5 protein-coding genes are annotated in these 5,547 nt (G+C 66.0%); 3 read left to right on the forward strand and 2 right to left on the reverse strand.

Annotation, left to right across the window (positions count from 1 at the left end; all coding sequences use genetic code 11):
• Positions 1–171 precede the first annotated feature (171 nt).
• The gene (locus Q0U08_RS17370; protein WP_298092890.1) at positions 172–1,608 is read right to left on the reverse strand and encodes an NAD-dependent succinate-semialdehyde dehydrogenase; all 1,437 of its coding nucleotides are present in this window, start codon (positions 1,606–1,608) and stop codon (positions 172–174) included.
• Between the two features lie 113 nt (positions 1,609–1,721).
• Between Q0U08_RS17370 and Q0U08_RS17375 the strand changes: the two genes are divergently transcribed.
• The gene (locus tag Q0U08_RS17375) at positions 1,722–2,147 is read left to right on the forward strand and encodes an HIRAN domain-containing protein (RefSeq protein WP_298092885.1); all 426 of its coding nucleotides are present in this window, start codon (positions 1,722–1,724) and stop codon (positions 2,145–2,147) included.
• A 14-nt stretch (positions 2,148–2,161) separates the two neighbouring features.
• Here Q0U08_RS17375 and Q0U08_RS17380 read toward each other — a convergent pair whose 3' ends face one another.
• A complete protein-coding gene (locus Q0U08_RS17380) occupies positions 2,162–2,380 on the reverse strand; it encodes a hypothetical protein (protein ID WP_298092886.1) in 219 nt (72 codons plus the stop codon).
• Positions 2,381–2,647: 267 nt separating this feature from the next.
• Here Q0U08_RS17380 and Q0U08_RS17385 point away from each other — a divergent pair, with 267 nt between their 5' ends.
• Together Q0U08_RS17385 and Q0U08_RS17390 are read left to right on the forward strand one after the other, a co-directional pair.
• Positions 2,648–2,899: a DUF3253 domain-containing protein gene (locus tag Q0U08_RS17385; RefSeq protein ID WP_298092888.1), complete on the forward strand. Its 252-nt coding sequence runs from the start codon at positions 2,648–2,650 to the stop codon at positions 2,897–2,899.
• Positions 2,900–3,036: 137 nt separating this feature from the next.
• Positions 3,037–5,547 (forward strand): helicase-related protein (locus Q0U08_RS17390; protein WP_298092889.1); only part of this gene is annotated, 2,511 nt, incomplete at its 3' end.

Consider the following 5,547-nt stretch of genomic DNA (forward strand, 5'->3'; position numbering starts at 1 on the left):
CCATGATGACCCACGGCCCCCCCCCGCCCGTAAACGCCAACACCACTGCAAGAAGAAGAAACAAGGACGCCGCCACCGGGTCGCCCTAATCGCGATGTACCCTTTTTGTCCACATGGCGCGCGCGTGTCGTTCCAGGAAATTACGCCGGCATTAACCAGCGAGTCCGGCTGCTACAGCCCTCCCATCATCACATATTTGAGTTCGAGATATTCGGCTATCCCGTGGCGCGATCCTTCGCGGCCCATGCCCGACGCCTTGATGCCGCCGAACGGCGCCACCTCGGTGGAAATCGCCGCCTCGTTCAGCCCGACCATGCCATATTCCAGCGCCCCCGCCACGCGCATCGCCCGGCCGATGTCGCGGGTATAGAGATAGGCAGCCAACCCGAACTCGGTGTCGTTCGCCAGCCTGATCGCTTCTGCTTCCTCGCGGAAGCGGATGATGCCGGCGAGCGGGCCGAAGGTTTCGTCGCGCGCGATCTTTGCGTCGGCGGGCACGTCGGCGATCAGCGTCGGCTGGTAGAACAGGCCGCGCTCGCGCTTGCCGCCCGCCACCAGCCGGCCGCCACGGCGCACCGCATCGGCGACGTGATCATCCACCTTCACCACCGCGCGCTCGTTGATGAGTGGGCCGATCGTGGAGCGGGGATCGGTACCGGGGCCGACGACGAGGTCGGCCATCCGCGCGTGCAAACGCTCGACGAAGCGGTCGTGTATGCCATCTTGCACCAGGAAGCGGTTGACGCAGACACAGGTCTGGCCCGCGTTGCGGAACTTGCCCAGCATCGCGCCATCCACCGCGGCCTCCAGATCGGCATCGTCGAACACGACAAACGGCGCGTTGCCGCCCAGCTCCAGCGACAGCCGCTTCAGCGTGGGCGCCGCCTGTGCATAGAGCATGCGGCCGACCGGCGTCGATCCGGTGAACGACAGCTTGCGGACGACCGGGCTGTCCATCAGCGCACCGCCGATCGCCGCGGCATCACCGGTGACGACGTTGAGCACGCCCGCAGGCACGCCCGCTTCCTCGGCCAGGGCGGCCAGGGCGAGCGCGGTCAGCGGCGTCTCCGGCGCGGGCTTCAGGATCATCGTGCAGCCCGCCGCCAGCGCGGGCGCCACCTTGCGCGTCACCATTGCAGCAGGGAAGTTCCACGGCGTGATCGCGGCCGTGACCCCCACCGGCTCCCGCCACACCAGAATACGCTGCGTGCTGCGCGGCGCAGGAATGATCTCGCCATCGATACGCCGCGCCTCCTCGGCGAACCAGCGCACGAACCCCGCGGCATACACTACCTCACCTCTCGCCTCGGCCATCGGCTTGCCCTGCTCGGCAGTCATGATGCGCGCCAGTGCCTCCGCATGCTCCAGCATCAGCGCATACCACCGCATCAGGATGTCCGCCCGCTCCCCCGCCACACACGCCCGCCACCCCACCAGCGCCTTCTCCGCGGCAGCGATCGCACGCTTCGTATCCTCGGCGCCAAGCGAAGGCACCACCGCGATTCGCGCGCCGGTCGCCGGATCATATACAGCGGTACCCTGCCCATCAGAGGCAGGTACCCACGCCCCATCGATCAGCGCACTCTCGCGCCACCCATGCAGGTCCATCAGCGTCATGCACCCTCCACCATATTGGCTTTTCGACATGCCAGAACGGAGCGATCGGTTCCTTTGATCCACGACAAGACCTACGCATTGGCGCCCAGCGACGATCGAACTACATGGTGGAAATGCAGGAACTGACCCTGGCCGTCGTCGGCATCGACTTTCCCAATGCAGATGGCAGCAATCGTCGATCCGAGGCGATGATGACATTACCCGGTGAAATCGTGCTTCTGAGACCCGAACCGAGAAACAGGCATGACGCCAATGCGGTTGCCGTGATCGGCCCGCGCGGCGTACAGATCGGCTATCTTACCGCTGAGCGCGCGCCTTTGATCGGCGGCCGAATCAGCCGCGGGGAAGAGGTGTCAGCGGTATTTCAGGGCTTGGCAGGCACGTCGGCCTATGTTCGCGTCCGTTTCGGTGGGGGCGCTCCGACCCTGCCGATAACGACAGCAGCAGCCTCACCTCCGGTTGATCAGAAGACACCTGATGACCTCGACATCTTCTATCCCGACGATGACGGCCCGGAATGGGGCGCCTGACGGACTGAACGGGGTCAGCGCATACCGAACCCGGCGCGGCGGTTTTCGCCATTATCCGTACGATCCCGTCCGGCAAGAACATTCTCCAATTCGGCGAGGCTATGTGGCACGTCGATATGCTGCGCGCCCAGGAACAGGCGACTACCCTCCCCTTCGGGGACCGCGTGGGTCAGCTTGTCGATATCGACCAGCGCCTTGCCTGAGGGAAGCATCTCCAATTGAACGAACCGCATTGCCATCTCCAAAGCTGAACACCGCATCGAGTATTGGCGTCATCAACCGGTCACATGAACGCATGGCACCCCAAATCGACGCCGCTCATGCACGTGACTGCGCCCGGACGGCTCCGTTCTGCGTTCAAGCCGCATGGAGGCGAACATGACTATTGATCCCGATTGCGACGACACGCCGGCCGACACGGAAGCCGAGGAGATGGAAAAAGTACAGGAAGAAGCTGCCGAGGAACGCGAGAACAACCGCGGTTATCAATAGGGGACGGAGTGGCGACCAGTCGGGCCGATGTCCAAAAGGCGACGCTGCTTCTGCTTTCGCAAAGGGCGGCGGGCGCGACCGTATGTCCGAGCGAAGTGGCACGGGAATTGGCAGGCGGCGCGGGCGCGTGGCGAGCAATGATGCCGGTCGTTCACGACGCGGTCGATGGACTAGTCGCGGCCGGAACGGTCGGTTTGAGCTGGAAGGGTATGGCCATGGGGCACCGGAATGGGCCCTATCGTATTGGGATGAAATCATAATCTCTGGTTTTAGCCATTTTGCGGGCCCGACCATTATTTTTCGCCCTCCCGGCAAACGTGCATAGCATCTTTGTGGAACGCCGGCCTGTGCGATGCCGTTCACAGCCGAAGGACTATGTGGTCCTTTGGGAGTGGCCATGTTGAAGCGTACCGATGATGGCGTGTTGATCGACGATACGGGTGTTGGAGAGGCTGCTCCGACTGCAGCAATGGCGGCGCATCTGCTGGCCGGTGATGCCGAGCGGATAATCGTCGTGGCAGAGGGCGAGGCGCGGGCCGAGGCAATGGCGCGGGTAGCAGCGGCGTTTGCGCCCGATGTGACGGTCATCCATCTGGTGGCGAGCGACGCGCTGCCCGGTGACGCGTCGCCAGCCAGTGCAGCCAATATCGGGCAGCGGGTGGAGGCGTTGCGTCGCCTGCGTGCAACCGATGGTCGCGTCCTCCTGGTCCTGTCTGCAGAGGCAAGCGCTATGCGGTATGCCGCACCATCCGCCTTTGACGAGGTTCCGCCGATATTCCGGGTTGGCGAGGCGATCGACAATGAAGCGCTGCCGACTCTGGCTGGCGACATGGGCTACATCATCGATGACCGAGTGGACGAACCCGGCGAGATCGCAGTTCGGGGCAGCGTGGTCGACATCTTTCCGGCCGATCGACAGTGCCCGGTACGCCTGGAATTCGCCAACGGGCGGATCACCAGCATCCGCACCTATGACGCGGTCACGCAGTTGAGCTTGGATGAAATCGACGCAGTGACAATCGGCCGGGCGAGCGAACCACCACTGGGCGAGGGCGTACCGATCACCGCGCATCTGCCGGATGCAGCGATCCATCTGGATCCCGGTGTCGACAAACGCCGGAAGCGCTTCCTGTCACTGGCAGCGGATGGCCGCTCCGGGCGGCGATCAGCAGCCGAACTGGTGCCCGAGGCAGAGTGGGCGAAAGCATTGGGCGACCGGGCAGTGACGCTGCACGTGGCGACGGAAACGACGCCCCGCTTCGTAGAGCGGCGCGATCCCCTGCGGGCATTTCGCCGCTTCGCGCGGGCGGCGATGGGCGAAGGACGGCTGGCGATCGCCGGATCGGCGCGCGACCTTCGTTTCCTTTCGGCGCGGATCGGTTTGCCGACGCGGAGCTTCGGGTCGCTGGCGGAGGCGATGCGGGGCGAGGCGGACGAGGTGGCGTTGCTGTGTGCGCCGGTGGAGCGTGGCTTCAGGCGTGACGGCGTGAGCGTGGTTGCGGCGGCCGATCTGCTGGGGAGCAGGGCGCGGGTGGATGACGTGGCACTGTCTGCCGCGGCGTTCGAGGGAGGCGTCGACCTGCGCGTCGGCGATCTGGTCGTGCATGAGGATCACGGCATCGGCGCCGTGGCGGGAATCGAAGCGTTGGATGCGGCAGCAGGTGCCGGCGACGCGATCGTACTGGAATATGCCAAGGGCGCGCGGCGGCTGGTGCCCGTGGCCGAGGCGGGACGCATCTGGCGCTACGGCGCGGATGCCGAGGCGGTGACCTATGACACGCTGGACGGCGCAAGCTGGATCAAGCGCCGCGCCGGGATCGATGCCGCCATCGCGGAGAGCGCACGCGCATTGCAGGCGCTGGCCGCCGAGCGCGACGCACGGACGGCCGACCCGATCGTGGCGGATACCGCAAAATACGAGACGTTCGCCGCCACCTTTCCCTTCACCGAAACGCCGGACCAGACACGCGCCATCGCTGCGGTGCGCGCCGATCTGGCCAGCGGACGGCCGATGGACCGACTGGTCGTCGGCGATGTCGGCTATGGCAAGACCGAGGTTGCATTACGCGCGGCAGCGATCGTGGCGCTGGCCGGACGGCAGGTGGCGATCGTTGCGCCGACCACGGTATTGGTGCGCCAGCATCTCGACACTTTCCGCAAGCGGTTCGAGGGAACGGGGCTGGAGGTTGCCGGGCTGTCGCGGCTATCCAGCCCGGCGGAGCGCAAGCGGGTGATGGCAGGGCTGGCCGATGGATCGATCGCGGTCGTGGTCGGCACCAGCGCGGTGACCGGCAAGGGCGTGACGTTCCACGACCTGGCGCTGGTCGTGATCGACGAGGAACAGCGGTTCGGCACGCGCGCCAAGGCGGCCTTGCGTGATCTGGGTGCAGGCCATGTGCTGACGCTAAGCGCGACGCCGATCCCGCGCACGCTGCAATCGGCGATGGTGGGATTGCAGGCGCTGTCGGTGATCGCCACGCCCCCGGCACGGCGCCAGCCCATCCGCACCACCGTCGACACGTTCGATGACGAGGCGGTGCGCAAGGCGCTGAAACGTGAGCGGGCGCGCGGCGGCCAGAGCTTCGTGGTGGTGCCGCGGATCGAGGATATCGCGCCGCTGGCCGAGAAGCTGGGCAGGCTGGTGCCGGAGCTGGGCGTGGTGCAGGCACATGGCAAGATGGACGCCATCGACCTGGACGATGCAATGTCCGGCTTTGCCGCGGGGGATGGCGACATCCTGCTGGCGACGAACATCATTGAGGCGGGGCTGGACGTGCCGCGCGCCAACACGATGATCGTGCATCATGCGGACCGGTTCGGCCTGTCGCAACTGCACCAGTTGCGCGGCCGGGTGGGGCGCGGGGGGCGGCGCGGGCAGATCATGCTGCTGACCGCGCCGGGTGCGGAG

The sequence above is a fragment of the uncultured Sphingomonas sp. genome (genome assembly GCF_946477935.1).
Classification (GTDB): Bacteria; Pseudomonadota; Alphaproteobacteria; order Sphingomonadales; family Sphingomonadaceae; genus Sphingomonas.